Source organism: Sphingomonas sp. LHG3406-1 (genome assembly GCF_029637485.1).
GTDB lineage: Bacteria > Pseudomonadota > Alphaproteobacteria > Sphingomonadales > Sphingomonadaceae > Sphingomicrobium.
This window is the reverse complement of record NZ_CP069128.1, coordinates 243,323-269,515: the sequence shown is the minus strand read 5'-3', so window position 1 is coordinate 269,515 and position 26,193 is coordinate 243,323. Positions and strand designations below refer to the sequence as shown.

The window sequence follows — 26,193 nt, the reverse complement described above, 5'->3', positions numbered from 1 at the left end:
ATAGATGGTTAGCGACACGTCAACACATGACCGCGGCGCGGCGCTGCAAGGCTTGAACAATAGGCTTTCAGCCGTCATCGCCCAAGCGATGCCTGGCCCCGATACGACCCCCGTCCTCGCCCCTTTTCCTATGGTGAAATGGACAAGAAGGGCAAACTGGACGAAGTGGACGACTACCCGAATTTTCTTTTCTCTGCCCGGAGCAGCCCGATGAAGACCCAGCAGCTCCTCAACTTCGCACGCGGTGAATGGACGCCCGGCGACGCCGCCAGCCTGACCGAACTTCCGAGCGCCATCGACGGATCGGCCGTCGCCCTCACCGGCTCGGGCGGCCTCGACTTCGGAGCCATGGCCCGCTTCGCCCGCGACGTCGGCGGGCCGGCGCTGCGCGCCCTGACCTTCCACGAGCGCGCGCGCATGCTGAAGGCGCTCGGCCTCGCCATCCTCGCCCGCAAGGAGGAGCTGTACGCGCTCAACTATGCGACCGGGGCGACTCGCAAGGATGGCTGGATCGACATCGAAGGCGGCGCCGGCACCCTCCTCAGTTTCTCCAGCAAGGGCCGCCGCGAGCTGCCCGATGCTCATGTCCTGCTCGACGGCCAGCTCGAGCCGCTGAGCAAGAGCGGCCTGTTCCAGGGCCAGCACGTCTACACCTCGCTGCAGGGCGTCGCCGTCCACATCAACGCCTTCAACTTCCCAATCTGGGGAATGCTGGAGAAGCTCGCCCCCGCCCTGCTTGCGGGCGTTCCGGCCATCGTGAAGCCGGCCAGCGCCACCGCTTGGCTTGCCGAGGCGGCGTTCCGGGTGATGATCGAGGCCGGTATCCTTCCGCCCGGCGCCGCGCAGCTGGTGGTCGGCGGAGTTGGTGACCTGTTCGACCATCTGACCGGCCAGGATGTCGTCAGCTTCACCGGCTCGGCCCAGACCGCGCTCAAGCTGCGAAGCCATCCGGTCATCCAGCGCGAAAGCGTCAAGTTCATCGCCGAGCAGGACAGCCTCAATGCCTCGGTCCTCGGCCCCGACGCGGCCCCGGGGACGCCCGAGTTCGACCTGTTCGTCGCCGAAGTCGTCAACGAAATGACGGTTAAGGCGGGGCAGAAGTGCACCGCCATCCGCCGCGCCATGGTCCCTTCCGACTACCTCGACGACGCCGAACAGGCGATCGCGGCGAGACTCGCCAGTCTGTCGGTCGGCGACCCGCGCGCGAAGGAAACCGATATGGGCGCGCTCGTCAGTCAAGCGCAACGCGACAGCGTCCGGGAAGCCGTTGCCGCCATCACCGCCGCCGGTGCGCGCATCGCCGCCGGCGATCTCGATGGCGTCATCGGCCCTGGCGGCGGTGCCTTCATGTCGCCCGTCCTTCTGCGGACCGACGATCCCTGGGCCTGCGAGGCGGTCCACGATGTCGAGCCCTTCGGGCCGGTCGCCACGGTCATGCCCTATGCCGATCTCGGCGATGCGGTGAGGCTGGCGAACCGCGGTAAGGGCAGCCTCGCGCTGTCGCTCTTCACCCATTCGGGCGACGCCGCACGCGACTTCATCCTCGGTGCCGGTGCCTTCCACGGGCGGATGCTCGTCATCGACCGCGTGAGCGGCAAGGACTCGACTGGCCACGGCTCGCCCCTTCCCGTCCTCGTCCACGGCGGTCCAGGACGCGCGGGCGGCGGCGAGGAGATGGGCGGCATCCGCGGCGTCACCCACTACATGCAGCGCACCGCACTGCAGGGCTCGCCGGCGATGATTGCGGCGGTCACCAGCCAGTATATTCCCGGCGGCCCCAAGCACGTCATCGACTCCCATCCTTTCCGCAAGCGCATGAACGAGCTGTCGATCGGCGACACGCTTCGCACCGCCTCGCGCACGGTCTCCATCGAGGACATCGAACATTTCGCCCATTTCACCGGCGACACCTTCTACGCCCACATGGACGAGGAAGCGGCCAAGGCTTCGCCGATCTTCGAGGGCCGGGTGGCGCACGGCTACCTGATCCTGAGCTTCGCCGCCGGCCTGTTCGTCGATCCCGACCCGGGTCCCGTACTGGCCAACACTGGTCTCGAGAACCTCCGCTTCCTGACGCCGCTCTATCCGGGCGATTCGATGCGGGTGGAGCTGACGGTGCGGTCCAAGTCGCTGAAAAGCGAAGAAACGGGCGTCGTGCGCTGGGCGGTCGAGATCTTCAACCAAAAGGACGAGCTGGTCGCGACCTACGATCTTCTGACGGAGAACGTGCCCTGACGACGGCCTGCTTCCGACCAATTGCGGACAATCAGTGCAGCCCTATGCTCGCCAAGCATGACTATCGAAATCTGGGTATTGGGCGGCTTCGTTCTCGGGTTGGTCTTCGGTTTAGCGAAGCCGGAGTATGGCTGCGTGCTATTGCCTTCCATCCCGGTTACCATGTTCGCTTACATCTGGTGGTGGCAAAGCCAGAACCCAGATGCCCTCACCTCCACAAGTGCGCTCGACTTCCTCTTCGGACCGCTTTGGCCAACGCTTGGAGTTATCGGCGGGTGGTTCACTGGCGTGCTGCTCTATCGCCTACTTAGACGCAGAACCTAACGTCCGCTTTCCACCCGAAGCAGACATAGGCGTCCGCCTTGCAATGTAGGATTTCACCTTTTCAAATAACCGGATTGGTTGGCCGCCCAGCTCTTTGATCCTTCGGTTTTCCTGCTTGCTGCCGCCCCGCGGAAAGTCACGCCGTGGCAACTTCGCTTGCTCGTCCAAGCCCTTGGCGGAACACGGGAAATGCCGCGAAGGGACGCGAAGCCGGACCCGCCGACCATGGAAACTTCGTGACTCTGGCCTGGCCACGAAAAGGGCCGCCGGATCGCTCCAGCGGCCTGTTTTAGTTCCGAATGCGGAAGCTTAGCGGATGCCAGCGATCGCCTGGTCGATCAGCGCCTTGTCGGTCGCCGCGTCATGGCGGTCGGCGATGATCCGGGCCGCGGCCTTGGCGGCGGCGTCGGCGGCGGTGGCGCGGAGAGCGGAGAGCGCGGCGCGCTCCTCGGCCGCGATCTTGTCTTCGGCCATGCGGGTGCGACGCTCGACCAGAGCGGCGGCATCGGCCTCGGCCTTGGTGCGGATCGCCTCGGCCTCGTGGCGGGCCCGCTCGAGCATGGCCGCTGCCTCGCTTTCGCTGGCGGCGGATCGCGCCTCATATTCGGCCCTGATCTGTTCGGCCTCGGCGCGCAGGGCGGCGGCTTCATCGAGTTGAGCACGGATGCCGGCAATCTTGCCGTCGAGCGCCCTGCCGATCGCGGCCGGCACCTTCTTCCAGACCAGAAGGATGACGACGATCGCCATGGCGAGGCCGACCAGCATGGTGGCATCGAACCCGAGCGCCTTCGGATCGACGTTATGCTCGACGCCCGCCTGCACTTCGGTGTTCAGCTCGCGCTGCACTTCATCAGCCACGGACCAGCTCCTGCTTGACGGCGGCCCGCGCCGACCCCTCATCGATGGAGAGACCCGCGACGCGGCTCACCATCGCGGCAGCCGCATCGGCGGCAACCGCTTCGATTTCCGCTTCGGCCGAGACACGCGCTTCCGCGATGCGGCGCATCGCTTCGTCAACTCGCGTCTGGGCTGCGGCATCGGCCGCCTTGACCCGGGCTTCGCTCGCCTGGGCGGATGCGGCCTTGGCCTCGGCAGCGACCTTGGCAGCCTCGGCCCGGCTCTTCTCGAGCGCGGTCCGATGCTCCGCCTCCAGCCGGTCCGCGGTTTCGCGGGCGCTGGCGGCGGTGGCGAGGTCGGACGCGATCCGCTGATCACGAAGATCGACCGTCCCCTGGATCTTCGGCACCATACCGAGACCCACGACAAGGAAGATCAGGCCGAAGGTGATCGTCAGCCAGAACAGCTGCGATGCGAAAATTTCGGCGATCTGAGCGATCTGCGGCACGGCCGACCCCGGTCAGTAAGTGTTAGGCGACGAACAGCAGGATCATCGCGACGACGAACGCCAGCAGACCGAGAAGCTCGGCGGCGGCGAAGCCGATGAACAGACGGCCCTGCTGGCTGTCGGCGGCGGCCGGGTTGCGAAGCGCGCTCTCGAGAAACGAGCCGAAGACATTACCCACGCCGAGGGCGGCCATGCCGACGCCGATGGCGGCCAGACCGGCACCGAGCAGCTTTGCGGCTTCTGCGTCCATGTTCAAACTCCCTTTGGTATCTTGTTGAAAAGGTTAGTGAAGATTGATTGCGTCGTTGAGGTAGAGACTGGTCAACAGCGCGAAGACATAGGCCTGGATGGCGGCGACCAGCAGCTCGAGGGCGCTGATGCCGATCATCAGGATGAGGCTGGGCAGGCTCACCACCGGGGCGACCCACAGAGCCTCGGCATTGAGGCCGTTGATGACGAAGCCCGCAAGCACCTTCAGCAGGATGTGGCCGGCGGTCATCGCGACGAACAGTCGCAGCGCCAGGCTGAAGGGGCGAACCATGAACGAGACGAACTCGACCGGGATCAGGATCGGCAACATCCACCAGGGCGCGCCGTGCGGCACGAACAGGCTGAAGAAGTGGAAGCCGTGCTTGGCTAAGCCGACGATCAGCACGATCGAGAAGGACACCACGGCCAGCACTGCGGTAACGGTGAGATGGCTGGTCACGGTGAAGGGGTGCACGCCTGGGATGATCCCGACCGGCAGCAGGCCGAGCATGTTCGCGAACAGGATGAACATGAACAGCGAGAAGACGTAGGGAACGAATTTGCGGCCGGCGGGGCCGATGTTCGTTTCCATCATGTTGGTGATGAAGCCGGTGACGCCCTCGACCGCGACCTGCCAGCGGCCTGGGACGAGCTCGCGCTTCATCCCGCCCAGCATGAACAGCCAGATGGCGAGCAAGGTGAACAGCATCCACAGCGAGCTGTTGGTGAAGGCGATCGAGTGGCCCGCAATCTGCCAGTCCTGGCCGAACAGGGGTTCGACCTGGAACTGATGCATCGGATCGATCTTGCCCGATTCGGCGGCCACTAGCGGTCCCTTTTGCTCTTCGCGTTCGACAGTTTGATGATGCTCCAAAAACCGCTGGCGGTGCCAAGCACCATCAGCGTGATGAAGAGCATCGGCCACGTCCCCAGCAGCTGGTCCAACAGCCAGCCGATGAGCGTGCCGCCGAGCAGTCCGCCGATCAGGGTGGCGAGAACCTTCTGCCCCAGCTGCTCATTGGCATCCGGAGCCGGTCCCTTGCCGGTCCTGAGCGCTTCCTTCTTCTGCGCTTCGGCCAACCTCTCTTCGAGACGGTCGAGACGCGCGTCGGCAGGAAGCCTGTCGTTCTGCTGCGGGCCTTCTTCCGCCATGACCTTCACTCCTTCATGTGCGTGGCCGGGCGGCGGAAACGTCGCTCGAACATCGCGTAAGGCAAGGGACATGGCGGCGAGTAGCCCGCCAAGGCGCCGCCCCTTTAGCAGGGCCGGCTGCGAGGTCAACCGGCGTTCAGAACGGCCGCCCCTCCCGCAGGTAGCGATTTGCCCTCTAGTTCTTGCAATAGTCCGGCACGGGTGCCGGCTCCCCCGCCACGCGACGGCGCCACTGGCCGTCGGCGAGCATGTAGCTTTCCCCCACCGCGACTCGTGCCAGCAGGGTGCAGCCGGCAGTGATCCCGACTTCCTGCGGGCTGACGCCGCGCCGCTGCGCCAGGTCCGAATAGAGCGCGCGCCGGCGGATGTTGATGGTTTCGGTCTGGGTTCGCGCCGGTGCGTTGGGCTGGGCCACAGAATAGCCGAGATAGCCGTCGTAGCGCTCGCCCACCTGCCCCGCCGCCCGAGCCCCGAAATAGGCCGTCTGCGCGGCCGCCGCGCCGGCCACTGCGACGAGACCGAGAGCGACCCAGCGGATCATCGCTGCCCCTGCGGCGTCGCAGGCGCCGCCGGCTGCTGCGGGAAGGCCTCGGGGTTCTGGTTGATCAACGAGTCAACGTCGCGCTGCATGCGCACCAGTACTTCCTGCCGGATGGCGACGTTGAGGTTGATCTCGATCGGTTTCTCGGGGGTCCGCACGTTCACGCAGCCGGAAAGCGCCGCGGCAAGTGGAATCGCGATCAGCAGTGGCCTTATGTTCATCATCTACCTCGCGGGCTCGGTCTGTTCCTGGACGGGGGTCTGGGTCTGGCTGCTCTCTTCCTCGCGGCGGCGGACCTCGGTGACGAGACCGGGGATGCTGCCAAGGGGACGGTCGAGCGTGGTGTCGATCAGGGCGCGCGGATCGCGCAGCGACTTGGCGGTGCCGATCAGGGCACGGAAGGGCCCGCGGATCGACACGTTGAACTTGAGCGGCAAGCGGCGGACGAAGCGGCTGATCAGCCGCTGGGTGCCGTTGGTCCCGGCAAGGGCGACGCCGTCAATCACCAGGGTCGTGCCGAACTCGCCCGCAAGGTCGCCGTCGAGTCGGATGATCATCGACTGGAAGCGCAGGTCGCGAAGGGCGTTGAAGGCAAGATTGCCGGCGGTGCCGAGATTGGCGCGGTTGACGGCGCCGTCATAGGACAGCCTGCCGCCCGGCGCCCGGCTGTCGAGCCGCCCACCGACGATCCGCCCGCCATTGTCGTCGAATATCATCGGCAGCACGCCGTCGAACCTGCCTTCGGCCTTGATGTCGGCGAAGCCAAAGCTGCTGACGAACATGTTGGCGTCGAGCCCGCGCACCTCAAAGGTCAGGCGCTTAGGGCTGGGGCGGCCGAGGTTGAGCACGGTCTCGCGCAGGATCAGCTCGCCGCCCATGAATGGCCAACGTCCCGATTGGATGCGCACCAGCTGACCGGGCAGAAGTTGGTAGGTGATGACGCCATTCTCGACGAGGATGCCGGGATTGACCGTCGCCACCCGCAGGGTCTGGCCGGGCGCCGTGGTGAGGCCGAGGAGGTCGGTGAAGCGGATCGTGCCCGCCAAGTCGGTCACCGGACCGAAGGCAGCAGCAAGGTCCATGCCGCTGGTCGAGAACTCGCCGGTCGAGCTGACCTCGCCCTCCCCGTTCCAGGCGATCCGGCCCTGCCCGGTCACGGTGCCGTTGACGAGCGCGATAACTCCCTCGGTAAGGCGCGTGATCATCTCCGGCTGAAGGCCGTTCTGGTTGAAGGCGAGCCCCGGCACGTCGAGCGTCGCATTGCCGGTTCCGTTGCCGAGATTGTGCCGTATGGCGACGTTGGTCACCAGCGCGCCGCTTGCCGGGTGCCGGAGCGAGCCGCCGGCGCTGATGTCATTGCCGGCGAGGCTGAAGCTCAGGTCGGTCGAGCGAAGGGGATAGAAGCGGGGTTCGGGTGAGCCGATGTCGGTGACGGTGGCGGCGCCGTTGACCATCAATCGACTCCGGAAGAAGAGCCAGCGGCCGTCCGCCTCGCTCAGCTTGACGGGTACGCGGCCGATCACCGCGTCGGCGCCGGCGAACCGCCCATTGATGCCACTGCCTTGGAAGGTGCCGGTAAGGTCGCGCGCATTGATCAGGATGGGTGCCTCGGGATTGCCCATCCGCGCCGCAACTCCGTCAAGATCGAAGCCTCGCGATCCGACCAGTGCCGCGCGGTTCACCCGCAGCCCGAGTGGCGACGAACCGAGCCGCCCGTTGAGCGCCAGGTTTCGGGTGAAGGCGCGAACGGCGATGTCGCCGTCCGCCTGGCGGAAGACGACGGCCTGTCCGACCGCGCAGACGGGTATCCTGCTCTGCCCGAGCTGGAGCGCACCGATTCGCAATGAAGCGAAGGACAAGGGGACGCAGCCACGGCCGAAGGCGAGCGAGCTTCCCGGCCCGATGCTTCCGTTGACCGGCACGCGAAGACCGGTGACGGTTCCGCCCGATAGGGGCCCGTCGACCAAGGCGACGGTATCGATGCGGGTGCCGCCTCCCGACGTCGTCGCGAAGCGCACGGGGGCGAGCGCCAGCCGGGCGCCGCCGGCGGCATAGGGCTGCATGACGAGCGTTCCGCTCATCGGCCCGCCGCCGCGTGGCATGGACAGGGCAAGGTCGGCGGTCGGGAGTCCGCCACCCTGGGTGCGGACGCGCCCGTCGATGCGCAGTTCGTTGGTCGGCCAGTAGAAGGTGATCCCGTCGCCTCCAGCGACCTGGATGCGCGCACCGGACGCGCTGGCGACGTTGGCGGTTTCCACCCGGACGGCCCCGCCCCCGGCGACATTGATGAGGCGCAGCGACCCGCGGGCGCGCATCGTCCTAGTCGCCCGTTCGATGCCAGATCCCAAAGCGGCCGCGATCGGCTCAAGCGGGGTCCCCCCGGCCCCGCCGAGCGCTGCCGTCAGCGGACGGGTCAGGCCCGAATCGAGGTCGACGCCGTCCGCGGCATAGTCGGCGACGAGGGTGATGTGCCCCTTGGCGGCACTGAGCAGGTATTTGCCGTCGAGGAACGTGCGGTCGGCCGTGAGCTGCGCCATGCGGGCGCCGGCCGCGCTCAGCCTGACCGCTCCGAGCGCCCTTGTCGGATTTCCCGAGAACGTGAGGTCCGCATTGAAGCGGTCGAGCCGGTTCACGCCGGCCGCCAGCGCCGCCGCGCTCATCCGACCCTTGCCGGTGAAGCGGTCGAAACCTTCCGAGAAGCGGCTGTCGATGTCGAATCGGGGTGTCGCGATGGCGATGTTGCTGGCCGGACACGCGAATGAGGCTGCGCTGAGGGGACCGCTGACCCGGGGTCGGCGTGCAGCCACCGCGACTCCGAAGGCGGCGCGCATGCCGGTTAGTGTGCAGCGTCCCGCATCGAGCGTCGGCGAGGCGGCGGCCAGGCGCCCTCGAAAACCACCCGTCAGGTTGCCGACGCCTTCCAGGGCCACGCCGATGGGACCGAAGGGTGTCGAGAGCGCAATCGACGTGTCGGCGACGTCGACGCTGATGTCGGGCAGAGTGAACGGCTTACCCGATGGCGGCGGAAGTAGGCGATCGAGTTCGCCCCAGCTCACCCTGCTGCCCACGACTCGCCCGTGGAGGCGCACGCCCCGGGCAACCACGCGATAGAATTCGACCTGCCCGTTCCACCTGATCCGCATCTGGATCTGGGCCACCCGCGCGGTGAGGTCGGGCCGGCGCGGATCGCCGATCACCAGGTTCGATACCTGCTGGGTGCGAAGGCCGACCCGGTCCAGCTTGAAGGTGGCGCGGACGCCGCGGCGCTCCAGCTCCCTATCGAGGATGTTCGTCGCAATTGGTCGGCGCTGCGTCCAGAGCACGACGGCGGCGATGCTGACGAAGACCAGCAGCGCGATCAGCACGAGGCCGATCAGCCGAGGCATGCGGCGACGGCGGCGGCCCGCTACCGGTGCCGCTCCGCCGTCGTCGCCATGAGCCGTCGGTTCTTCTGTCACTAACCTCGCTCAACCTTTCGTGCCAATGACCGTTCCGCGACCGACATGTTGCGCTTGGCGCCCGGAAGGCATAGCCTGTCCGGCATGGGCGACAAGCCGAATGGCGCCGATGGGCATCGCGCGCGCCTTCGGCATCGGCTGCTGGACGGCGGTGGCGACGCATTGCTCGATCATGAGCTGGTCGAATATCTGCTCGCGCTCGCCATTCCGCGCCGCGACACCAAGCCACTGGCGAAACAGCTCATCTCCTCCTTCGGCGGGCTCGGCCCCTTGCTCGAGGCGCCGCCCGAAGTTCTTCGCCGGGAGGGCCTCAGCGACGGCGTCATCGGTGCGCTCGCCATTGCCCGCGCGACCGCGTTGCGACTGCTCGAAACCCGCACCGAGGGCCGACCCATGTTGTCGAGCTGGGATGCGCTCGGCGACTATCTGCAGGCGGCGATGGGGCACATGAAGGTGGAGGAGGTGCGCGTGCTCTTCCTCAACGCCAAGAATGTGCTGATCGCCAATGAGGCCATGTGGCGCGGGTCGGTCGACGAGGCGGCGGTCCATGTCCGCGAGGTGATCGCCCGCGCCATCGCGCTCGGCGCCACCGCGCTCATCCTCGTCCACAATCATCCGAGCGGCGATCCGACCCCGTCCAAGCAGGACATCCGCCTCACCCGCGAGATCGTCGATGCAGGACGTCACATGAAGATCACTGTCCACGACCATGTCATCGTCGGCGCCAGTGGTCGGAGCAGCATGCGCGCGATGGGGCTCATGTAGCCCGACGAAAAATCGTGTGAACGCGGCAGCTTGATCCGCGTTGAAGGGCAGACCACCCACAGTGCGGTCCTCCCCATGTCCAACGATTGTCATCCCACCCGCCGGACGGTGCTTGCCGGAGCCGGCGCCGCCGGAGCGATCGGCTGCCTGCCAACAACCGACATGGCGCTCGCCGCAGCCCCGCTCGCCACGCCCCAGAAAGGAGCGCCCGTGCCCCCCACCGACCCCCGCAACAAGTATCGCAGCGAGCCCTTTCCCGAACAGCGCCAGCCGTGGCCGGGGCTGGCCTCGCAGATGAACCCGCCACCCGACCATGGCGAGCGTAGCTACAAGGGATCGGGGCGTCTCACCGGTCGCAAGGCGCTGATCACAGGCGGCGACAGCGGGATCGGGCGCGCGGCGGCCATCGCCTATGCCCGCGAGGGCGCGGACGTCGCCATCAACTATTTCCCGACGGAGGAGCCGGATGCCCGGCAGGTCGTCGACCTCATTCGTCAGGCTGGGCGCAAGGCCGTGGCCATCCCGGGTGACCTGCGTTCCCGCGAGTTCTGCGAAGGCCTTCCCGGCCGCGCGGCGCAGGGCCTCGGCGGGCTCGATATCCTGGTCAACAATGCCGCCTACCAGCAGAGCAAGGAGAGCATCCTCGACATCACCGATGAGCAGTTCGACCAGACCTTCAAGACGAACGTCTATGCCACGTTCCGGATCAGCAAGGCGGCCGTGCCGCTGATGAAGCCGGGGTCGGTCATCATCAATACGATCTCGGTCAACAGCTACAATCCGGGCGAGGAGCTGCTCGATTATGCGTCGACCAAGGGCGCGCTGCTGATCTTCACCAAGGGCCTTGCCAAGCAGCTGGTGAAACGTGGCATCCGGGTCAATGCGGTCGCGCCCGGTCCCTTCTGGACCCCGCTGCAGGTCGTCGGCGGGCAGCTGCCGGGCAAGCTTGGCGAATTCGGCCAGGATACGCCGCTGGGCCGCGCCGGACAGCCAGCCGAACTTGCCGGTCATTTCGTACTGCTCGCCTCCGAGGAAAGCAGCTACACCACCGGCGGGGTCGTCGGTGCCCACGGCGGCGAGGGGAATCCCTGAGGGCTGACTTGCTCCGCCCTCCTCCGCCCGCAAAGATGCGGCGTGGACGTCAAGCGGATCATGATCGTCGGCCAGCCAGGCTCCGGCAAGAGCAGTCTTGCCACCCGCCTCGGCGAGGTGAGCGGCCTTCCCGTGATCCACATCGACCGCATCCACTGGCAGCCTGGGTGGACGGAACGGAGCAAGGTCGAGAAGACCCGCCTGTGCCTCGAGGCGGAAGCCGGCGAGCGCTGGGTGTTCGAGGGCGGGCACAGCATCACATGGCCGAGCCGGCTGGCGCGAGCCGAGCTGCTGGTCTGGCTGGACCGGCCCGTCGTTTTGAGGCTGTGGCGCGTGGTGCGCCGAGCGGTGACACAGCTCGGGCGGACCCGGCCCGACATGGCGGACGGCTGTCCGGAGCGGCTACGCTCGCTTCCGGAGTTCGCTACCTACATCCTGACGACCCGGAATTCCCAACGTGCCAGGATAAGGCGGCTGGCTGGCACGGCGACCTGTCCCGTCCGCACGATCACGTCCGATGAAGAGGCCGACGCCTTCGTCGAGGAGGTCCGCCTTCAGTTCGCCACGAAAGCCGTGTAGGCGCGCTCCCCATGCTGACCATCAACGGAATCACGGTGCGCCTCGGTGGGCGGACGATCCTCGACCGCGCCACGGCCACGATCCGGCCCAAGAGCCGTGTCGGGCTGATCGGCCGCAACGGCGCCGGCAAGTCGACCTTGATGAAGGTCATGATCGGCCAGCTCGAGGCGGACGAGGGCGAGATCGAGATGCCCAAGCGCACCCGCCTCGGCTACATCGCGCAGGAGGCGCCGAGCGGCGATGCGACGCCGTTCGACACGGTGCTCGCGGCCGACACCGAACGGGCCGAGCTGATGCTGGCGGCCGAGGATTACAGCGACATGGACCGGCTCGGCGAGGTGCACGAGCGGCTTCTGGCGATCGACGCCTATGGCGCGCCGTCCCGGGCCGCGCGCATCCTGCTTGGCCTCGGCTTCGACGAGGAGATGCAGCAAAGGCCGCTCGACAGCTTCTCTGGTGGCTGGAAGATGCGCGTGGCGCTGGCGGCCCTGCTCTTCTCCGAGCCCGACGTGCTGCTGCTCGACGAGCCGTCGAACCACCTCGATCTCGAAGCGACGCTCTGGCTTGAAAACTTCCTCAAGGATTACAGCGGCACGCTGGTGGTGATCAGCCATGAGCGCGACCTCCTCAACAATGTCGTCGACACGATCCTCCACGTCGAGCGCGGCAAGCTTTCGCAATATGCCGGCGGCTATGACGATTTCGAGCGGCAGCGGGCCGAGCGGGCGGCGCAGCTGGCGGCGGCCAAGGCCAGCCAGGATGCGCAGCGCGCCCGGCTGCAGGACTATATCGCCCGCAACAGCGCCCGAGCCTCGACCGCCAAGCAGGCCCAGAGCCGCGCCAAGATGCTGGCCAAGATGCAGCCGATCGCGGCCGTGGCCGAGGATCCGTCGCTGAGCTTCGCCTTCCCCTCGCCATCCGAGCTGAAGCCGCCGCTCATCACCCTGGAGATGGCAAGCGTCGGCTATGGCGAACGGCCGATCCTCAACCGTCTGAACCTCCGGATCGATCCCGACGACCGCATCGCGCTGCTTGGCCGCAACGGCAACGGCAAGACGACGCTCGCCCGCCTGCTGGCGGCGCAGCTCGCGCCGATGGACGGCGGCATGGTCGCGACGGGCAAGATGCGGGTCGGCTATTTCACCCAGTATCAGGTGGAGGAGCTGCACGGGGACGACACGCCGCTCCAGCACATGAGCCGGGCGATGGAGGGCCATTCGCCCGCCGCGGTCCGTGCGCAGCTCGGCCGGTTCGGCTTTTCGGGCGACAAGGCGACGACCGTCACCAACAAGCTGTCGGGCGGGGAGCGGGCGCGGCTGGCGCTGGCGCTGATCACCCGCGAGGCGCCGCACCTACTCATCCTCGACGAGCCGACCAACCACCTCGACGTCGATGCCCGCGAGGCGCTGGTGCAGGCGCTGAACGACTATGACGGCGCGGTCATCCTCATCAGCCACGACCGCCACATGGTCGAGCTGACGGCGGACCGGCTGGTGCTGGTCGATGCCGGCCGGGCCATCGATTATGCAGGCAGCATCGAAGACTACATCGATTTTGTCCTCGGCCGGAACCAGCCCAAGGCCGAGGCCAAGCCCAAGGCGGCCAAGGGCGGCAAGGCGCGCGAAGATACCAAGGCGCTGAAGAAGGCGGCGGTCGAGGCCGAAAAGGAGAGCCTGAGACTGGCGGAGCAGCGCAGCGCGCTCGACCGTGCGATGTTCGATCCGTCTGGCGCCGATCCGCAGCTCACCAGGCTTTCGATGAGCGAATTGTCGCAGCGCCGCGCCAAGGTCGCAGCGGCGCTGGAGGCAGCCGAGGCCAAGTGGCTGGAGCTCAGCGAGCAGCTGGAGCGCGAAGCAGCCTGATTGCCGCAATGGCCCTCCGCCGCTAGAGGGCGGCCCCATGGTACCCCGCTATTCCCGCCCCGCCATGACCGCCATCTGGGCGGCCGAGAATCGCTTCCGCATCTGGTGGGACATCGAAGTCTTCGCCGCCGAGGCGATGGGCGAGATCGGCATGATCCCGCAGGAGGATGCGGCGACCATCGTTGCGGCGCATGGTCGCGGCATCATCGAGCCCATCGACGTGCCTGCGATCGACGCCATCGAGGCGGTCACCAAGCATGACGTGATCGCCTTCCTGACCTGGGCCGGCGAGAAGCTCGGGCCCGAGAAGCGCTGGCTCCACCAGGGCATGACCAGCAGCGACGTGCTCGACACGGCGCTGGCGGTACAGCTGGCACAGGCGTCGGACATCCTGATCGACGACCTCAAGCAGCTTCTGGCGGTGCTTGAGCGGCGGGCCTTCGAGCACAAGCTCACCCCGACCATCGGCCGAAGCCACGGCATCCATGCCGAGCCGGTGACCTTCGGCCTCAAGCTTGCGCAGGCGCATGCCGAGTTCGCGCGCAACTTGAAGCGCCTCGAGGCCGCCCGCGAGGAGATCGCGACGTGCGCGATCAGCGGTGCGGTCGGCACCTTTGCCAACATCGATCCGCGCGTCGAGGAGCATGTCGCTAAGAAGCTCGGCCTCTCGCCGGAGCCGACGTCGACGCAGGTCATCCCGCGCGACCGTCACGCCATGTTCTTCGCGACGCTCGGCGTGATCGCGAGCAGCATCGAGCGGCTGGCGACCGAAATCCGCCACCTGCAGCGGACCGAGGTGCTGGAGGCCGAGGAATATTTCTCGCCGGGCCAGAAGGGCTCCAGCGCCATGCCGCACAAGCGCAATCCGGTGCTGACCGAGAACCTCACCGGCCTGGCGCGAATGGTGCGGTCGGCGGTCACCCCGGCGCTGGAGAATGTCGCGCTGTGGCACGAGCGGGACATCAGCCATTCGTCGGTCGAGCGCTACATTGGCCCCGACGCGACCATCACCCTCGACTTTGCGCTGACGCGGCTGACGGGCGTCATCGACAAGCTCCTCGTCTACCCGGAGCGGATGCAGAAGAACCTCGACCGGATGGGCGGGCTGGTCCACTCGCAGCGGGTGCTGCTGGCGCTGACCCAGGCCGGGCTGAGCCGCGAGGACGCCTACGCCAAGGTCCAGCGCAACGCGATGAAGGTGTGGGAATCGGACGGCGCGTTATCGCTCCTCGATCTGCTCAAGAGCGATCCGGAAGTCATCGCCGCGCTGCCGCCTCAGAAGCTCGAGGAAAGCTTCGACCTCGGCTACCACTTCGCCCGGGTCGACACGATCTTCAGCCGAGTGTTCGGGCGGGCATCATAGGTGAACCGCGGACGCCGAGCGGCGAACATGGCATTGGCAGTTGCGCGCATGGTGCCGGCCCCTCCACCACTTCGCTGCGCGGAGCGGTCCCCCTCCCCATTGCTGCGCAACGGGTAGGTTCCGGATCGGCACCGCCGCACCCTGACGTCTGGCGGCTATGTCCGCAACGGGGCGACTGCGGAGACCTGCCTCCGTGCCGATCCGACTCGTTCGGGCTTAGCCCAGCGCGTCCTTGATCCGGGCGAAGAAGCTCTTGGCGTTGGGGCATTCCTCGCCGGTTTCGGTCTCCCGGAACTGGCAGAGAATTTCCTTCTGCTTGGCGGTCAGGCGGGTCGGTGTCTCGACCAGGACGCGGGTGACCAGGTCGCCGCGGCCCCGGGCGTTGAGCACGGCCATGCCCTTGCCGCGCAGCCGAAGGGTTTCGCCCGACTGGATGCCGGCCGGAATCTTCACCTCGATCGCCTCGCCGTCAATGCCGGGCACGGTGATCGATCCGCCGAGAGCGGCGGTGGTGAAGCTGACCGGGCATTCGGCGATTAGGGTCGTGCCCTCGCGGCTGTAGATCGGATGGCGCTTCAGGTGCACGAACAGGTAGAGGTCGCCGCCCGGCGCTCCGCGAACACCTGACTCGCCCTCGCCCGCAACGCGGATCCGGGTGCCTTCGTCAACGCCCGCAGGCACCTGGATGGTGAGGGTGCGGCGCTTGAGCGCCCTGCCCTCGCCCTGGCATTCGGGACAGGGGTCGGCGATGGTGACGCCGTGGCCGTAGCAGGCCGGGCAGCCGCGCTCGACGACGAAGAAGCCCTGCTGGGCGCGGACCTTGCCGGCGCCGCCGCAGGTGCGGCAGGTCTCCGGAACCGAGGTCCCACGCGCGCCGTCGCCTTCGCAGGGCTCGCACGGCGCCATGGTCTCGATGTCGATGGTCGCCGACTTGCCGGCGAAGCTCTCCTCGAGGGTCAGTTCGAGATCGTAGCGGAGGTCCGCGCCGCGCGCCGCATTCTGCCGTGCGCCGCGCGGGTCCATGAACTCGCCGAAGATCGACGAGAAGATGTCGGAAAAGTCCGGCCCGGCGCCGCCGCCGAACCCGCCCGGACCGCCGCCGCCCTGCTGGAAGGCAGCATGGCCGAAGCGGTCGTAGGCGGCGCGCTTCTGCGGGTCCTTGAGGCAGTCATAGGCCTCGTTCAACTGCTTGAACTTGGCGGTGCGCTCGGGACAGCCGCCGTGGCGGTCGGGATGGCATTCCATCGCCGCCTTGCGGAAGGCCGCCTTGATGGCCCGCTCGTCGGCCGAGCGTTCAACCCCGAGCAGTTCGTAATAGTCGATGTGGACACTCATGGCGTAATCTCTTCAAGCATCGTCCCCGCGCCGGCCGGGACCCCAGGCGATGCTCCTGCACCGCGCGAAGCCCCTGCCGTCGCAGGGACGACGAACCTCACTTACGCCTTCTTCTCGTCGTCGACCTCGGAATATTCCGCGTCGACCACTTCCTCCTCGGAAGCCTGGGCGTTCTCCGCCGTATCGGCCTGAGTCTGGTTTGCACCGCCGCCCTGCTGGCTCTCATAGATAGCCTGGCCGAGCTTCATTGCCGACTGCGCCAGCGCGTTCGACTTGGTGGTCATCGCCTCAGCATCGCCGCTTTCGATCGCGCTCTTGGTTTCGGCAAGCGCGGTCTCGATCTCGGTCTTGACCTCGGGACTGACCTTGTCGCCATGCTCGGCAAGCTGCTTCTCGGTCGAGTGGACGAGGCTTTCGGCCTGGTTCTTCGCCTCGGCCGAAGCGCGGCGCTTCTTGTCCTCCTCGGCGAACTGCTCGGCCTGCTTGACCATGTTCTCGATGTCAGCGTCGTTGAGACCGCCCGACGCCTGAATACGGATCTGCTGCTCCTTGCCGGTGCCCTTGTCCTTGGCGGACACGTTGACGATGCCGTTGGCGTCGATGTCGAAGGTGACCTCGATCTGCGGCACGCCGCGCGGCGCAGGCGGAATCCCGACGAGATCGAACTGGCCGAGGATCTTGTTGTCCGCGGCCATCTCGCGCTCACCCTGGAAGACCCGGATGGTGACGGCATTCTGGTTGTCGTCGGCGGTCGAGAAGACCTGGCTCTTCTTGGTCGGAATGGTCGTGTTGCGATCGATCATCCGGGTGAAGACGCCGCCAAGGGTCTCGATGCCGAGCGACAGCGGGGTGACGTCCAGCAGCAGCACGTCCTTGACGTCGCCCTGCAGCACGCCGGCCTGGATGGCGGCGCCGATGGCGACCACCTCGTCCGGGTTGACGCCGGTGTGCGGCTCCTTGCCGAAGAACTCCTTCACCACCTCACGGACGCGCGGCATGCGGGTCATGCCGCCGACGAGCACGACCTCGTCGATCGCCGACGCATCGAGGCCCGCGTCCTTGAGCGCCTTCTTGCAGGGCTCGAGCGTACGGTTGATGAGGTCCGCGACCAGCTTCTCGAGGTCGGCGCGGGTGATCGTCTCGACCAGGTGAAGCGGAGTGGTCGCGCCGCCCTCCATGCGGGCGGTGATGAAGGGCTGGTTGATCTCGGTCGTCGCGGCGGACGACAGTTCGATCTTGGCCTTCTCAGCGGCTTCCTTGAGGCGCTGGAGGGCGAGCCGGTCCTTGCGCAGGTCGATGCCTTCCTTGGCCTGGAACTTGGCCGCGAGATGCTCGACGATCTTGGCGTCAAAATCCTCGCCGCCGAGGAAGGTGTCGCCGTTGGTCGACTTCACCTCGAACACGCCATCGCCGATCTCGAGGACCGAAACGTCGAACGTGCCGCCCCCAAGGTCATAGACGGCGATGGTCTTGCCGTCGTTCTTCTCGAGACCATAAGCGAGCGCGGCCGCGGTCGGCTCGTTGATGATGCGCAGCACTTCGAGGCCGGCGATCTGGCCGGCGTCCTTGGTCGCCTGACGCTGCGCATCGTTGAAGTAGGCGGGAACGGTGATCACCGCCTGGGTGACCGTCTCGCCAAGGTAAGCCTCGGCGGCTTCCTTCATCTTCTGGAGGATGAAGGCCGAGATCTGCGACGGGCTATAGTCCTGGCCGCCGGCATTGACCCAGGCGTCGCCGTTCGAGCCCTTGACGATCTTGTAGGGGACCAGTTCGGTGTCCTTCTTGGTCACCGGATCGTCGAAGCGGCGGCCGATCAGGCGCTTCACCGCAAAAATGGTATTGTCGGGATTGGTGACCGCCTGGCGCTTGGCCGGCTGGCCGATCAGGCGCTCGCCATCCTTGGTGAAGGCAACCACCGACGGCGTGGTGCGCGCGCCTTCCGCATTCTCGATGACCTTGGGCTTGCCGCCCTCCATTACCGCAACGCAGCTGTTGGTCGTGCCGAGATCGATCCCGATCACTTTCGCCATTGTTCTTCTACCCTTTCACTCGCCCCTCGGACGGCCGTTACGCGGCGCGCCCGTGTTTGATGTTTCGGCGGCGATATAGGGAGGGTAAAACCGGCGACAAGGAGTCGGTGTTGCAGATATGCAATACGGGCGAAGGACGTCGCCTAGATCATCGTCATGCCGCTTGTCGGGTGGCGTCAGATCATCGCCATGCCGCTTGTCGGTTGGCGTCAGATCATCGCCATGCCGCCGTTGACGTGCAGCGTCTGGCCGGTGACGTAACCGGCCTCACGGCTGGCGAGGAAGATGACCGCGGCGGCGACGTCCTCGCCGGTGCCCATCGCGCCCGACGGGATCTTGGCGAGGATGGCGGCGCGCTGCGCATCGTTCAGCGCGTCGGTCATCGCCGAGGTCATGAAGCCTGGCGCGACGCAATTGACGGTGATGTTGCGGCTGGCGAGCTCCTGCGCGACCGCCTTGCTCATGCCGACGAGGCCGGCCTTGGAGGCGACGTAATTGGCCTGCCCGGGATTGCCGGTCTGGCCGACCACCGAGGTGACCGAGACGATGCGGCCGAAGCGCGCCTTCATCATCGGCTTCGCGGCTGCGCGCATCAGGCGGAAGGCGGCTTCGAGGTTGATCGCGATCACGCTCTCGAACTCCTCGTCCTTCATCCGCATGAGGAGATTGTCGCGGGTGACGCCGGCATTGTTGACGAGGATGTCGAGCTTGCCTCCGAGCGCTTCCACCGCTTGGGGAACCAGCTGATCGACCGCGGCGCCGTCCGACAGGTTGCAGGGCAGCGCGACATGGTCGCCGCCCAGGCCCGCACGGAAGGCTTCGAGCTTGTCGGCATTGCTGCCGCTGACCGCCAGCCGGGCGCCCTGGGCCGCGAGCGCCTTCGCGATGGCACTGCCGAGGCCGCCGCTAGCACCGGTCACGAGGGCGGTCATTCCGGTAAGGTCGAACATCGTCATGCCTTTGCTTCGAAAATCATGATGGGTAGTGCGCCGACGTGCTTCACGTCCTCGGCTTTGTCGAGCCTGATCAGCACTTCGCGCATCGTCGCTGACTGGAAATCCGCGAGGACCTCGGTCGCGATACAGGAGTATTCCTCGATCTCGTCTTCGCCGGCTCTGTCAAGCACGACGAGTTGCCACAGAAGCTCGTCTGTCTTCTCGTCATAGGAAGCCGACAAGCGCACGAGATTGGACCTCTGCTCAGGCGCCAGCTCATCAAGCCATTCCAGGGCTCGCGACCGGATCGACTGCGCAGCGGCCGTCAAAATTCCTTCGCCACCGCTTCGATATCTTCCATCGTGACAACGCTCGTGATCCGGGCGTCCGGCGCGATGCGCTTGACCATCGGGCCGAGCACCTTGCCGCCGATCTCGACGAACTCCTCGACGCCGGCAGCCGCCATTTCGGCGATGCTCTCGCGCCAGCGGACCATGCCGGTCACCTGCTCGACCAATAGTTCGCGGATTCGGTCGGGATCGCTCACCGGCGCGGCGATGACATTGGCATAGACGGGCACCGCCGGCGCCTTGATCTCGGTCGATCCGAGCGCATCGGCCATGGCGTCCGCCGCCGGCTGCATCAGCGGGCAGTGGAAGGGCGCGGACACCGGCAGCAGGACGGCCCGCTTGGCACCATGCTCCTTGGCGATGGCGATTGCCCGCTCGATCGCGGCACGGTGGCCGGAGATGACGACCTGGCTCGGGTCATTGTCGTTGGCGACGGTGCAGACCTGCCCTTCCGCGGCGGCGGCGGCGATCGCCTGCGCCTTGTCGAGGTCGGCGCCGAGCAGGGCGGCCATCGCCCCCTCGCCCACCGGCACGGCCGCCTGCATCGCCTGGCCGCGCCGCTTGAGGAGACGCGCGGTGGTGGCGAGGTCGAGGCTGCCGGCGGCGCAGAGCGCGCTATATTCGCCGAGGCTGTGACCGGCGACAAAGTGGCCCTTGGACGCAAGATCGATCCCGAGCGTCCGGAGCACCGCGATGCTGTGCGCCATGATCGCCGGCTGGGCATTCTCGGTCAGCGTGAGATCGGCCTCCGGCCCCTCGCGCATGATGCGGGAGAGGTGTGCCCCAAGCGCCTCGTCGACTTCCGCGAACACGTCCTTCGCCGCCCGGCTCGCCTCGGCGACCGCGACGCCCATGCCGACCGACTGGCTGCCCTGACCCGGAAAGATGAATGCCCGCACGTGCCGATTACCCCTGCCAATTGATCGAGGGGCGGTTAGGCGCGTGGGGCGCGATTGCCAAGCCGCCGCGGCCATGGAAAGCTGCTCGTCCATGATCGAACCCAATATCGCCGCGCCTCCCCCGCCACCGCCTTCCAAGCGTCTCGGCGGCTTCATGAGCCTCGCCATGGTGGTCGGGACGATGATCGGCAGCGGCATCTACCTGCTGCCTGCGACACTTGCGCCGTTCGGGCCCAACATCGTCCTCGCCTTCGCGGTGACCATCGCCGGGACCATGCTGCTTGCGATCACCTTCGCCCGGCTGGCCCGGCGAATGCCCGGCGGCCCCTTCGTCTATGTCCGCTCGGCCTTCGGCGACGGCGCGGCCTTCCTCACCTTGTGGAGCTACATGGTCTCGCAATGGACGGGCGTGGCGGCGGTGGCGGTGGCGGTGGCCGGCGCGCTCGGTTTTGTCGTGCCGGCGGCGAGCGGCGGGATCGGCCTCACCATCGTCGCGCTTGGCACCATCCTCATCCTGACCTTGGTCAACCTGACCGGCGCACGGTCGGCGGGCTGGGTGCAGGTGACAGCCACGCTGATCAAGGTCGTCCCGCTGTTCGCGGTCGTGCTGCTGCTGGCGATACGCTTCGGCGGCGGGCAGCCGGCCGAGCCGCTGGCGGCGGTCCCCATCTCGCTTGCCGGCGTTGCCGGTGCGGCCGCGCTGATGCTCTTCTCGCTGACCGGCTTCGAGGCGGCGACGGTCACCACCAACGTCACGGAGAACGCCGACCGCATCGTCCCGCGCGCCACCATCTTGGGGACCGGGCTGACCGGAGCCATCTATTTTGGTGCGACGCTGGCGACCCTGCTGATCCTGCCGAACGCGCTGGCCGCCTCGAGCAGCGCCCCGTTCGCCGACGCCATCGCGCCCCTGCTCGGACCGGGCGCCGGCGCGGTCGTCGCCGTGATCGCGGCGATCAGCGCCTTCGGCACCTGCAATGCGCTGCTCCTGCTGTCGGCGGAGGTGGGCCAGTCGCTTGCCGTGCCGGGCGACCTGCCGCGGCTGTTCGCGAGCACCAACCAGGCCGGCGTTCCGGTCGGATCCTTGCTCGTCGGGGCAGGCATGGCGACGCTGCTGGTGATCGCGAGCACGTCCGACAGCTTCATCGCCGTCTATGCCTTCATTGCCCTGGTCTCGACCGTCTCGGCGCTGGTGCTCTACGCCGCCTGCGCTGGTGCCGCGCTCAAGCTGAAGATCGGCAGCGGTCTTGCGGTCGTGGCGCTGATCTATGCGCTGGCCATGTTCGTCGGTGCGGGGCTGGAAGCGACCCTGTGGGGCCTGGCGCTAGCCGTTGCCGGCCTGCCGATCCGCTGGCTCAGCCGCCGTTCCAGCCGGGCGGCGGCGCCGGTAGCCTAGCCTCCGGCACCAGCCGCCTGAGCTTCTGCGCGAAGCTGCGCAGCGACACTTCCGACGTGCCCAGCGGCCCTGGCTCGTAGGACGGCGAGCGCATGCCTTCCTGCACCCGGCCGATCAGCTCGGTGTCCTCGGCATTGACGCGCCGGTTGATGCGCCAGTTGAGGTAGCGCACCGCCTTCATCTCGCGGCGGTCATCGGGCAGCGCATAGCTGATCTCGCGGATCACGGTTTCGGTCGCGGAGACCGGCAGGAACTGCATGAAATCGACCTGGTCGGGATAGATATCGAAGGCGACGTTCGGCCACAATTTGTAGTAGAGCCACTTGCGGCGGTGGCTCGGCGGCAGATGATCGGCCTCGGGCAGATACTTCTGATAGGCACGCTCCGACGGATTGGCCGAGGGCTGCTCGACGAGGTCGCCCTCCATCCGGTCGACATGGTTATTCGCCTCGACCCTGTAGCCGCGCCCGAACAGGCGGGTGAGGCCGGGATGGCCGACGGGGATGTGCAGCGCATCGGAATAATTGTCGGCGATGGTCTTCCAGTTGAGGTCGCGGGGCCGCAGCGTCACGCGGCCGATCGCGCGCAGTTCCTCGAAACGGTAAGGAGCGACCTCATGCTCGTAGGGTGCCATCATCTCGGCGACCGACGGTGCGCCCGGCTCCAGGGTGACGAACAGGAAGCCGTGCCAGCGCTCCAGCGCCACCGGCTTCAGGCCCAGCTTCGACTTGTCGAGGTTCGGATATTCCGACGCATGGGGAACGCCCACCAGCCGTCCGTCCCGTGCGTAGCTCCATGCGTGATAGGGACAGGTCAGCAGCCGGGCGCAGCCACCGGTGCCGTCGAGCAGCCGCGACCCGCGATGGCGACAGACGTTGGTGAAGGCACGCACCTCGCCATCGTCGCCGCGGATGACGACCACGCTTTCGCCAAGATAGTCGAGGCTGCGCCACTCGCCGGCCTTGGCGATCTCGCTCTCGTGACAGACCACCTGCGGCGCAGCACGAAGGAAGGCCTGCTTTTCGGCGGCGAAGAAGCCTTCGTGCCAGTAGAGCCAGCCGGGCAGGCTGAGGTCGTCGAGCGGGTCCGGAACGGAGCGGAGCTGGGTGGCCATGACCATTCATCTGCCACGCGGGTCCGGTCCCCGCAATCGGACCGTCATTTACCTGGTCCGCCGGAGAAGGCGGGGCTCGGCTTCGTTGACACACCATGATCGAGAAGCGGAACATCCCGATGGCGACCCTGCTACTGGGTGGTGCCGCGCTTGTCCTGTTCGCAGCGGAAAAACTGCGCCCGCTCCGACGACAAACTCAGGATGAGCCCAGCAGAACTTTCCGCAATGCCGCCATGGGGGCGTTGTCGCTGACCACCGTGTCGATGCTGGAGAAGCCGGTGCTTGCGCGCCTGACCCGGCTTGTCGAGGAACGCCGGCTCGGTATTGCGCAGCAGCTACCCGTTCCGGCCTTGGCCCGGGACGCCCTCGCCTTTCTGCTGCTCGACTACGGAATTTATGTATGGCACGTGCTTACCCACAAGCTGCCCGCATTGTGGCGACTCCACCTTGTCCACCACGTGGACCTGGACCTTGACACCACCACGGCGCTTCGATTCCACTTCGTCGACATGGCGGTGTCGGTGCCATGGCGCGCCTTGCAGGTGGCGCTTGCCGGCGCATCGCCCCGCGCGGTGCAGGCGTGGCAGACCTTCTTCTTCCTCAGCGTCCTCTTCCACCACAGCAACCTGCGTCTTCCCGAGCAGCTTGAGCGGCGACTTGCGTGGCTGCTGACGACCCCGCGCATGCACGGCATCCACCATTCTGCGGCGCGCGGCGAGACGAATAGCAATTGGTCGAGCGGGATCAGCTGGTGGGACCGCCTTCACCGCACCTTCCGCCTCGACGTCCCGCAACAGCGAATTGCGATCGGCGTTCCCGGCTATCGGGACCCGAACGAGTTGCGGCTTGGTCCATCGCTGGCATTGCCGTTCGGGAGGCAGCGTAGTGCTTGGGACGCGCCGATGGTGATCCGCGCCGATTAGCCCTTGCCCATCAGCGAGAGCACTTCCTTGCGGCTGCGCTCGTCGGCGCGGAAGGTGCCCATCATCCGGCTGGTGGTCATCATCACGCCGGGCGTGTTGACGCCGCGCGCGGTCATGCAGGCGTGGCTCGCCTCGATCACCACCGCCACGCCCTTGGGCTGAAGATGCTCCCAGATGCAGTCGGCGACTTCGGCCGTCAGCCGCTCCTGCACCTGCAGTCGGCGGGCGAAGCCGTGCAGCACGCGGGCGAGCTTGGAAATGCCGACGACGCGCGTGCCCGGCAAATAGGCGATGTGCGCCTTGCCGATGATCGGCGCCATATGGTGCTCGCAATGCGACTGGAAGGGAATGTCCTTCAGCAGCACGATCTCGTCATAGCCGCCGACCTCCTTGAAGGTGCGGTAGAGGTGCGCGGCGGGATCCTCTTGATAGCCCCGCGCATACTCCCTCCACGCACGGGCGACGCGCTTCGGGGTGTCGAGCAGGCCTTCGCGCTCGGGATCGTCGCCGGCCCAGCGGATCAGGGTGCGAACTGCCTCGGCGACCTCAGCCGGCACGGGGATCTTGGGTGACGGGGCGACGAGGTCGCCGTCATCGGGCGTTTCAGCCATGGGCTGCTAGTTCCTTCGAGATGGCCAAGGCGACGCGCTCGGCCTGGTGGCGAATATCGGGAACGGCGACCATCTCCCAATACATGCCTTTGGTCAGCGGGCCGACCGCCCACATATGCTCGCCGACGCGGTCTTGCTCATCGGCCTGCAGGCCGAGGTTGAGCGGATCGGGCCCGGCCAAGCCGTCGGCGAGGAGTTGTCGGAGCAAGGGATTGGCGCTCGCCCGGACGTCGCCGAGCGGGCCGGTGCAGTTGACCGCAAGCATGGGAGCGATCCGCCGCTCGCCCCCGCCTCGCTTCGACACGAGAAGTTCGCCGCCATCAGCCCTGGCGAGGCGTCCGGCGATGATCTCCAGCCGTCCCGCCGCGATCAGGTCGCGGAGCTGCGCCGAGACCTGAGGCGCGATGCGATGGCGATGGACGTCCCACCATGGCCTCGCATGACAGAGGAAGCGGCGGCGCTGCTCGAGGGAAAGCGACTGCCACAGCGTGCCCGTGTGCGGACGGAGCGAATCGACGGCGGCGCGATAGTCAACTTCGGCGCTGCGCCTGCGCAGCCAGCGCCACAGCGCCATCAGGTCGCGTTGGGGCACGTCCTCCAGCAAGACCGGCGCCGGCTCGGCCGGGCCGTGGGCGCGGGGGAGCAGGCCGCGCCGGCTGACGGCGATCATCCGGCCTTCGAAGCCGAGGCCAGTGAGGCTCAGCACCAGATCGACCATGGTGAGGCCGGTGCCGATCAGCAGGATGTCGCCATTGCCGGCGGCCGCCTCGCGTAGCCGCGCCGCCGCGTCGGGGCTCCAGGGGTTGGCGAGGAGGTCGATGCCTTCCCATCCGCGCGGGATGGCCGGAGCCTCGTTGCCGAGCGCCAGCACCACGCCGGCCGCTTCAACACTGCCGCCATCGGCAAGATGCATAAGGTAGCCATCGCCCGCTCGCTCGATCGCGGCGACGGACATAGGCTCGAGCGTCACGCCCGGATGCTCGGCGCGGATATCGTCGAGATAGCGGCCATAGTCGCAGCGTCGCGCGAACTCGCCCGCGTCCAGCTCGCCCCAGGCACGGAAATGATCGGGATCGTGCGGAAAGGCGCTCATCTTCGCTGCCGGGACATTCAGCAGGTGATGCTCGTCGCGCGTGCCATAGGCGACCCCGCGGCCGGGCCGCTCGCCACCGTCGAACAGGCGCACCGGCACGCCGTGACGGGCGAGCTGGACCGCGGTCATCACGCCCGAGAAACCCCCGCCGACCACCGCCACCGGAACGGCGGCGTCAGATCTCATAATCGGGCCAGGCCTGGGGATCGGGCGCGCCGGCGCGCCGCTTGAGCATATGGTCGTGGAGATCAGAGACGGTACGACCGGCGGTCTCGGTGAACAGGCCGGGGACGGCGGCATGGACCAGGCAGGCGGCCCCGGCGCCGATCATCCGGCACCCGATCAGGACCGCGCCGGCCCCGTGCTGCGCATAGCTCATGCCGAGGCTGGTGGGATGCTCGGTAAACAGTCGTCGCATCACGGCCCCTTCGTCGCCCGGTGCAAATGGTGACCCCGACTGGATTCGAACCAGTGGCCTACAGATTAGGAATCTGCCGCTCTATCCTGCTGAGCTACGGGGCCTTGGCGCATGCCTCTACACA

26 protein-coding genes and 1 tRNA gene are annotated in these 26,193 nt (G+C 67.2%); 9 read left to right on the top strand and 18 right to left on the bottom strand.

Translation table 11 applies throughout. The annotated features are described in order from the left end of the window. Positions 1-210: 210 nt before the first annotated feature. Together paaZ and JOY29_RS01385 are read left to right on the top strand one after the other, a co-directional pair. Positions 211-2,235 carry a phenylacetic acid degradation bifunctional protein PaaZ gene (paaZ, locus tag JOY29_RS01390; RefSeq protein ID WP_300974416.1) on the top strand — a complete coding sequence of 675 codons (2,025 nt, stop codon included), beginning with the start codon at positions 211-213 and terminating at the stop codon, positions 2,233-2,235. Between the two features lie 57 nt (positions 2,236-2,292). Next, positions 2,293-2,559: a hypothetical protein gene (locus JOY29_RS01385; protein ID WP_300974415.1), complete on the top strand. Its 267-nt coding sequence runs from the start codon at positions 2,293-2,295 to the stop codon at positions 2,557-2,559. Between the two features lie 309 nt (positions 2,560-2,868). Here JOY29_RS01385 and JOY29_RS01380 read toward each other — a convergent pair whose 3' ends face one another. The 8 genes from JOY29_RS01380 to JOY29_RS01345 form a co-directional block, all read right to left on the bottom strand. Further along, positions 2,869-3,417 (bottom strand): F0F1 ATP synthase subunit B, encoded by a 549-nt coding sequence (locus JOY29_RS01380; RefSeq protein ID WP_300974414.1) that lies wholly within the window; start codon positions 3,415-3,417, stop codon positions 2,869-2,871. Beyond that, a complete protein-coding gene (locus JOY29_RS01375) occupies positions 3,410-3,904 on the bottom strand; it encodes an ATPase (RefSeq protein WP_300974413.1) in 495 nt (164 codons plus the stop codon). The genes JOY29_RS01380 and JOY29_RS01375 overlap by 8 nt, the downstream gene beginning before the upstream one ends. A gap of 22 nt (positions 3,905-3,926) precedes the next feature. After that, a complete protein-coding gene (locus JOY29_RS01370) occupies positions 3,927-4,154 on the bottom strand; it encodes a F0F1 ATP synthase subunit C (protein WP_129383163.1) in 228 nt (75 codons plus the stop codon). Between the two features lie 33 nt (positions 4,155-4,187). After that, positions 4,188-4,979: a F0F1 ATP synthase subunit A gene (locus JOY29_RS01365; protein ID WP_300974412.1), complete on the bottom strand. Its 792-nt coding sequence runs from the start codon at positions 4,977-4,979 to the stop codon at positions 4,188-4,190. Continuing rightward, on the bottom strand, positions 4,979-5,305 hold the full coding sequence (locus JOY29_RS01360; protein ID WP_300974411.1) for an AtpZ/AtpI family protein: 327 nt from the start codon (positions 5,303-5,305) through the stop codon (positions 4,979-4,981). The genes JOY29_RS01365 and JOY29_RS01360 overlap by 1 nt, the downstream gene beginning before the upstream one ends. Before the next feature lie 175 nt (positions 5,306-5,480). Beyond that, positions 5,481-5,846 carry a YdbL family protein gene (locus JOY29_RS01355; protein WP_300974410.1) on the bottom strand — a complete coding sequence of 122 codons (366 nt, stop codon included), beginning with the start codon at positions 5,844-5,846 and terminating at the stop codon, positions 5,481-5,483. After that, entirely contained in the window at positions 5,843-6,067 is a 225-nt protein-coding gene (locus JOY29_RS01350) for a YnbE family lipoprotein (RefSeq protein WP_300974409.1), read from the bottom strand. The genes JOY29_RS01355 and JOY29_RS01350 overlap by 4 nt, the downstream gene beginning before the upstream one ends. A gap of 3 nt (positions 6,068-6,070) precedes the next feature. After that, positions 6,071-9,304: a YdbH domain-containing protein gene (locus JOY29_RS01345; RefSeq protein WP_300974408.1), complete on the bottom strand. Its 3,234-nt coding sequence runs from the start codon at positions 9,302-9,304 to the stop codon at positions 6,071-6,073. 84 nt (positions 9,305-9,388) lie between these two features. On the opposite strand from JOY29_RS01345, the gene radC reads away from it, so the two are divergent. The 5 genes from radC to purB all read left to right on the top strand — a co-directional run bounded on the left by radC (position 9,389) and on the right by purB (position 14,965). Beyond that, complete coding sequence (gene radC / locus JOY29_RS01340) at positions 9,389-10,069, top strand: DNA repair protein RadC (RefSeq protein ID WP_300974407.1); 681 nt, start codon at positions 9,389-9,391, stop codon at positions 10,067-10,069. A 162-nt stretch (positions 10,070-10,231) separates the two neighbouring features. Continuing rightward, on the top strand, positions 10,232-11,161 hold the full coding sequence (locus JOY29_RS01335) for an SDR family oxidoreductase (RefSeq protein WP_367280045.1): 930 nt from the start codon (positions 10,232-10,234) through the stop codon (positions 11,159-11,161). Positions 11,162-11,203: 42 nt separating this feature from the next. Continuing rightward, positions 11,204-11,740 carry a topology modulation protein gene (locus JOY29_RS01330; protein WP_300974405.1) on the top strand — a complete coding sequence of 179 codons (537 nt, stop codon included), beginning with the start codon at positions 11,204-11,206 and terminating at the stop codon, positions 11,738-11,740. Between the two features lie 11 nt (positions 11,741-11,751). Further along, a complete protein-coding gene (locus JOY29_RS01325) occupies positions 11,752-13,602 on the top strand; it encodes an ABC-F family ATP-binding cassette domain-containing protein (protein WP_300974404.1) in 1,851 nt (616 codons plus the stop codon). A 37-nt stretch (positions 13,603-13,639) separates the two neighbouring features. Further along, a complete protein-coding gene (purB, locus tag JOY29_RS01320) occupies positions 13,640-14,965 on the top strand; it encodes an adenylosuccinate lyase (protein WP_300974403.1) in 1,326 nt (441 codons plus the stop codon). Positions 14,966-15,181: 216 nt separating this feature from the next. Here purB and dnaJ read toward each other — a convergent pair whose 3' ends face one another. The 5 genes from dnaJ to fabD form a co-directional block, all read right to left on the bottom strand. Next, positions 15,182-16,300, bottom strand: coding sequence for a molecular chaperone DnaJ (gene dnaJ, locus JOY29_RS01315; RefSeq protein ID WP_300974402.1), 1,119 nt, complete (start codon positions 16,298-16,300; stop codon positions 15,182-15,184). 101 nt (positions 16,301-16,401) lie between these two features. Next, a complete protein-coding gene (gene dnaK / locus JOY29_RS01310) occupies positions 16,402-18,330 on the bottom strand; it encodes a molecular chaperone DnaK (protein ID WP_300974401.1) in 1,929 nt (642 codons plus the stop codon). Positions 18,331-18,539: 209 nt separating this feature from the next. Further along, positions 18,540-19,280, bottom strand: coding sequence for a 3-oxoacyl-[acyl-carrier-protein] reductase (gene fabG, locus JOY29_RS01305; RefSeq protein WP_300974400.1), 741 nt, complete (start codon positions 19,278-19,280; stop codon positions 18,540-18,542). Positions 19,281-19,282: 2 nt separating this feature from the next. Beyond that, positions 19,283-19,594, bottom strand: a complete 312-nt coding sequence (locus tag JOY29_RS01300) for a hypothetical protein (RefSeq protein ID WP_300974399.1) — start codon at positions 19,592-19,594, stop codon at positions 19,283-19,285. Then, positions 19,591-20,514: an ACP S-malonyltransferase gene (gene fabD / locus JOY29_RS01295; RefSeq protein ID WP_300974398.1), complete on the bottom strand. Its 924-nt coding sequence runs from the start codon at positions 20,512-20,514 to the stop codon at positions 19,591-19,593. Before fabD ends, JOY29_RS01300 begins: the two co-directional genes overlap by 4 nt. 91 nt (positions 20,515-20,605) lie before the next feature. Here fabD and JOY29_RS01290 point away from each other — a divergent pair, with 91 nt between their 5' ends. Beyond that, positions 20,606-21,910 (top strand): APC family permease, encoded by a 1,305-nt coding sequence (locus tag JOY29_RS01290; protein ID WP_300974397.1) that lies wholly within the window; start codon positions 20,606-20,608, stop codon positions 21,908-21,910. On the opposite strand, the gene JOY29_RS01285 is transcribed toward JOY29_RS01290, so the two are convergent. Beyond that, the gene (locus JOY29_RS01285; protein WP_300974396.1) at positions 21,870-23,024 is read right to left on the bottom strand and encodes an aromatic ring-hydroxylating dioxygenase subunit alpha; all 1,155 of its coding nucleotides are present in this window, start codon (positions 23,022-23,024) and stop codon (positions 21,870-21,872) included. The genes JOY29_RS01290 and JOY29_RS01285 overlap by 41 nt on opposite strands. Before the next feature lie 95 nt (positions 23,025-23,119). On the opposite strand from JOY29_RS01285, the gene JOY29_RS01280 reads away from it, so the two are divergent. Continuing rightward, positions 23,120-23,947 (top strand): sterol desaturase family protein, encoded by an 828-nt coding sequence (locus tag JOY29_RS01280; RefSeq protein WP_300974395.1) that lies wholly within the window; start codon positions 23,120-23,122, stop codon positions 23,945-23,947. On the opposite strand, the gene folE is transcribed toward JOY29_RS01280, so the two are convergent. From folE to JOY29_RS01260, 4 genes are all read right to left on the bottom strand, one after another. Beyond that, the gene (gene folE / locus JOY29_RS01275) at positions 23,944-24,558 is read right to left on the bottom strand and encodes a GTP cyclohydrolase I FolE (RefSeq protein ID WP_300974394.1); all 615 of its coding nucleotides are present in this window, start codon (positions 24,556-24,558) and stop codon (positions 23,944-23,946) included. The genes JOY29_RS01280 and folE overlap by 4 nt on opposite strands. Beyond that, a complete protein-coding gene (locus JOY29_RS01270) occupies positions 24,551-25,837 on the bottom strand; it encodes an FAD/NAD(P)-binding protein (protein ID WP_300974393.1) in 1,287 nt (428 codons plus the stop codon). Before JOY29_RS01270 ends, folE begins: the two co-directional genes overlap by 8 nt. Then, complete coding sequence (locus JOY29_RS01265) at positions 25,827-26,069, bottom strand: DUF6356 family protein (protein WP_300974392.1); 243 nt, start codon at positions 26,067-26,069, stop codon at positions 25,827-25,829. The genes JOY29_RS01270 and JOY29_RS01265 overlap by 11 nt, the downstream gene beginning before the upstream one ends. A 27-nt stretch (positions 26,070-26,096) precedes the next feature. Continuing rightward, a tRNA-Arg gene (locus JOY29_RS01260) sits at positions 26,097-26,173 on the bottom strand. Positions 26,174-26,193 lie beyond the last annotated feature (20 nt).

Excerpts from the sequence above, each read along its gene's own strand:
- paaZ (WP_300974416.1), top strand. The coding sequence starts at position 211 with ATGAAGACCCAGCAGCTCCTCAACTTCGCACGCGGTGAATGGACGCCC.
- JOY29_RS01385 (WP_300974415.1), top strand. The coding sequence starts at position 2,293 with ATGACTATCGAAATCTGGGTATTGGGCGGCTTCGTTCTCGGGTTGGTC.
- JOY29_RS01370 (WP_129383163.1), bottom strand. The coding sequence starts at position 4,154 with ATGGACGCAGAAGCCGCAAAGCTGCTCGGTGCCGGTCTGGCCGCCATC.
- JOY29_RS01360 (WP_300974411.1), bottom strand. The coding sequence starts at position 5,305 with ATGGCGGAAGAAGGCCCGCAGCAGAACGACAGGCTTCCTGCCGACGCG.
- JOY29_RS01355 (WP_300974410.1), bottom strand. The coding sequence starts at position 5,846 with ATGATCCGCTGGGTCGCTCTCGGTCTCGTCGCAGTGGCCGGCGCGGCG.
- JOY29_RS01350 (WP_300974409.1), bottom strand. The coding sequence starts at position 6,067 with ATGAACATAAGGCCACTGCTGATCGCGATTCCACTTGCCGCGGCGCTT.
- radC (WP_300974407.1), top strand. The coding sequence starts at position 9,389 with ATGGGCGACAAGCCGAATGGCGCCGATGGGCATCGCGCGCGCCTTCGG.
- JOY29_RS01335 (WP_367280045.1), top strand. The coding sequence starts at position 10,232 with ATGGCGCTCGCCGCAGCCCCGCTCGCCACGCCCCAGAAAGGAGCGCCC.
- JOY29_RS01325 (WP_300974404.1), top strand. The coding sequence starts at position 11,752 with ATGCTGACCATCAACGGAATCACGGTGCGCCTCGGTGGGCGGACGATC.
- purB (WP_300974403.1), top strand. The coding sequence starts at position 13,640 with ATGGTACCCCGCTATTCCCGCCCCGCCATGACCGCCATCTGGGCGGCC.
- dnaJ (WP_300974402.1), bottom strand. The coding sequence starts at position 16,300 with ATGAGTGTCCACATCGACTATTACGAACTGCTCGGGGTTGAACGCTCG.
- dnaK (WP_300974401.1), bottom strand. The coding sequence starts at position 18,330 with ATGGCGAAAGTGATCGGGATCGATCTCGGCACGACCAACAGCTGCGTT.
- fabG (WP_300974400.1), bottom strand. The coding sequence starts at position 19,280 with ATGTTCGACCTTACCGGAATGACCGCCCTCGTGACCGGTGCTAGCGGC.
- JOY29_RS01290 (WP_300974397.1), top strand. The coding sequence starts at position 20,606 with ATGATCGAACCCAATATCGCCGCGCCTCCCCCGCCACCGCCTTCCAAG.
- JOY29_RS01285 (WP_300974396.1), bottom strand. The coding sequence starts at position 23,024 with ATGGCCACCCAGCTCCGCTCCGTTCCGGACCCGCTCGACGACCTCAGC.
- JOY29_RS01280 (WP_300974395.1), top strand. The coding sequence starts at position 23,120 with ATGATCGAGAAGCGGAACATCCCGATGGCGACCCTGCTACTGGGTGGT.
- folE (WP_300974394.1), bottom strand. The coding sequence starts at position 24,558 with ATGGCTGAAACGCCCGATGACGGCGACCTCGTCGCCCCGTCACCCAAG.
- JOY29_RS01270 (WP_300974393.1), bottom strand. The coding sequence starts at position 25,837 with ATGAGATCTGACGCCGCCGTTCCGGTGGCGGTGGTCGGCGGGGGTTTC.
- JOY29_RS01265 (WP_300974392.1), bottom strand. The coding sequence starts at position 26,069 with ATGCGACGACTGTTTACCGAGCATCCCACCAGCCTCGGCATGAGCTAT.